Annotated in this window: 5 protein-coding genes; 1 reads left to right on the forward strand and 4 read right to left on the reverse strand. The window is 63.9% G+C overall.

The window, feature by feature from the left end:
• The 3 genes from DQ229_RS16675 to DQ229_RS16875 all read right to left on the reverse strand — a co-directional run.
• The coding region (locus DQ229_RS16675; protein WP_238380902.1) for a hypothetical protein at positions 1-196 on the reverse strand (196 nt) is incomplete at its 3' end.
• 85 nt (positions 197-281) lie between these two features.
• Positions 282-557: a glycine zipper domain-containing protein gene (locus DQ229_RS00440; protein WP_114964311.1), complete on the reverse strand. Its 276-nt coding sequence runs from the start codon at positions 555-557 to the stop codon at positions 282-284.
• A gap of 136 nt (positions 558-693) precedes the next feature.
• Complete coding sequence (locus DQ229_RS16875) at positions 694-816, reverse strand: hypothetical protein (protein WP_274378811.1); 123 nt, start codon at positions 814-816, stop codon at positions 694-696.
• 344 nt (positions 817-1,160) lie between these two features.
• Between DQ229_RS16875 and DQ229_RS00450 the strand changes: the two genes are divergently transcribed.
• Positions 1,161-1,802: a DUF1236 domain-containing protein gene (locus DQ229_RS00450; RefSeq protein WP_114964313.1), complete on the forward strand. Its 642-nt coding sequence runs from the start codon at positions 1,161-1,163 to the stop codon at positions 1,800-1,802.
• A 346-nt stretch (positions 1,803-2,148) separates the two neighbouring features.
• Here DQ229_RS00450 and DQ229_RS00455 read toward each other — a convergent pair.
• The coding region (locus DQ229_RS00455; protein WP_155326405.1) for an OmpA family protein at positions 2,149-2,389 on the reverse strand (241 nt) is incomplete at its 5' end.

Here is a 2,389-nt window from a genome sequence, read left to right on the forward strand (position 1 = left end):
GACACGCGCCCTGCGCGGAATCGAGGCCGAAGGCCGCCGCGCATCGCCGGGCCGCCCCCCGGCACGGCGATTTGGCTGAGCCGGGCGCATAGATCCAGTTGAACAGGGCGTTTGCAGGCATAAAGCACAACAGTTCAACCGACGGATCGCCGCACCGCGGCCCGCCGATACACGGCTCGACACCCGGGTGGCGCATCTCCGCATGGCTGCCCCGCGGAGGTTCTACCAGCAACCGGGGCGCACCAGAGTCAGACCGGGGAACTTGTGCCAGGTGGGGAACACTAGCCCTTGCGGGCCATCATGCCGAGCACGAGCCCGACCCCCGCAGCAATCCCGACCGCGGTCAGGGGATGCCGGATCACCGCATTGCTGGCCGTTGCGCGGGCGTCGCGACCGGCGCGGCCGACCTGATGCGCGGCCTTCTCGATCCCCTCGGACATGTCATCCGAGATCCTTGCGGAGATCTTCATCAGGTCTGCGCGCAATGCTTCGATCCGTTGGCCGAGGTCATTCGGCAACGGGGTGGCTTTCGCGTTCGGCTCAAGGGGGGCGTTCATACTGAACCTCCGGAAATGTCTCGATCGCGCCGGATCGTGCCGGGGCTCACATCAGCGTAGGCCCGTCTTTCGCGTCTGGTGCCAGCCGTTTCGTGCGCTTCGGCACGAGCCCGGCCGGAAGTTGCCTGCGCGGCGCTCAGCGCAGCCCGAAATAGCCCAGGAAAAACAGGACAATCACGACCAGCCCTACTATCCATATGATCTGGTTCATCGTTTCCTCAACTTTCAAAAAATCGGCCACTGGCCATCTGTCAGCCATACTCGCCCTTTGACGAATGTGCGCCACAACATGGATCAGTCCCGCGGGGCGCCCAAGCGGCCGCAGCCCCCCGGCGAACCGCTCCCAGCCCCTTCGGGAAATGCCGCACCAGCGCGCCCCGAGCCGGGACGCGCAAACCGGGCCGATGCAAAAGATGCCCCCATGACTGATTTGCATCAGCCCCGGCATGGCGCGGTTAGGCCAAGGTGAAATCTGGCGAACGAATCCTCGTTCGCAAAGGCGCATGTTCCAGAAATCGGAAAAGCACAGGGCAGGCCCGTTCGTGGTCAGTCGCAAATTCCTGTGTTCCGGAATTCCGGAACAGGCCAACAAAGGAAAATACCATGACCACGAGACTCGCACTTGGTGTTGCAGTCTCCGGTCTGCTTCTCGCCACGTCTGCCTATGCCGAAACGGCAGCAACCGCGTGGACCGACCTGAATCTTCGCGCGGGCCCTGGAATCTCGTATGACGTCGTGGCCGTGATCCCGGCCGCACAGAGCGTAACCGTCGACGGATGCCTTGATGCGTCCAACTGGTGCCGGGTCACGCATGGCGAGTTCAACGGCTGGGCCTCGGGCGATTACCTGACGGCCATGGTCGAAGCGCCGATCGTCACCAATCGTGAACGGCTGGCAGTCGAAACCATTACCTATGAGCGCAGCCCTGACAACACCGTCGGCGGCACCGCTGCCGGCGCAGTTGCCGGTGCCATTGTCGGAGGTCCGGTAGGCGCGCTGGTCGGTGCAGCCATCGGCATGGGCGTCGCGGCCGCCACCACGCCCGATGAACGCATAACGACCTATGTGCGCAGCAACCCGGTCGATCCGATCTATCTGGATGGTGAAGTGGTTGTGGGCGCCGGCATTCCCGAGACGGTGGAACTGACCGAAGTGCCCGAGAGCGAATACTACTACGCCTATGTCAATGGCGTTCGGGTGCTCGTCAAGCGCGATACGCGCCGTGTGCACTACATCGTTCGCTGAGGTCTCGGCCAAGCAGCTCTGGCACCTTGCCAGGGCTTCCTGACAGATGGGCGACCCGGGAAACCGGGTCGCCTTTTCATTTGTCAATGCAAGTGCGGCTCCGTGAGTGAGCGGCCACTCGCAATTGCGGCAACGCCACCCCAGGCAACATCTTCAGATCGTCCCGCCCGCCGCAAGGTCAAGACAGCCGAGCCGCTTTCAAACACCGGGGCGAGCTGCCGGAAATGCCGGGTGGGGCCGCTCCGCGATCGCAACGAAATACCCCGGCCGCAAAGGCGGCCGGGGTGATTTCATCACGAGGAGGCCATTCCAGGTGTCGGTGTGTGCGACCCCGGGTCAGCCGACCTCAGTATTGCCGCAACAGCGGCGTGATCCGGCGCACAGCGACCCGCCGGTTCAGGCGTTCGGCCTCCTGGGTCGGGATCTTGAGATAGCTCTCACCATAGCCCTGCACGACCATGTTCTCCGGCGGAACACCGAAATACTCGGTAAGCGCCAGTGCCACCGACTCGGCCCGGCGGTCGGACAGCAGCAGGTTGTAGCCGGCGGGTCCGATCGCATCGGTATGGCCCTCGACGAGGAACAGC

The sequence above is a fragment of the Alkalilacustris brevis genome (assembly GCF_003350345.1).
Classification (GTDB): Bacteria; Pseudomonadota; Alphaproteobacteria; order Rhodobacterales; family Rhodobacteraceae; genus Alkalilacustris; species Alkalilacustris brevis.

Coding starts and splice junctions, on each gene's coding strand:
- DQ229_RS00440 (WP_114964311.1), bottom strand. CDS start 557: ATGAACGCCCCCCTTGAGCCGAACGCGAAAGCCACCCCGTTGCCGAAT.
- DQ229_RS16875 (WP_274378811.1), bottom strand. CDS start 816: ATGGCTGACAGATGGCCAGTGGCCGATTTTTTGAAAGTTGAGGAAACG.
- DQ229_RS00450 (WP_114964313.1), top strand. CDS start 1,161: ATGACCACGAGACTCGCACTTGGTGTTGCAGTCTCCGGTCTGCTTCTC.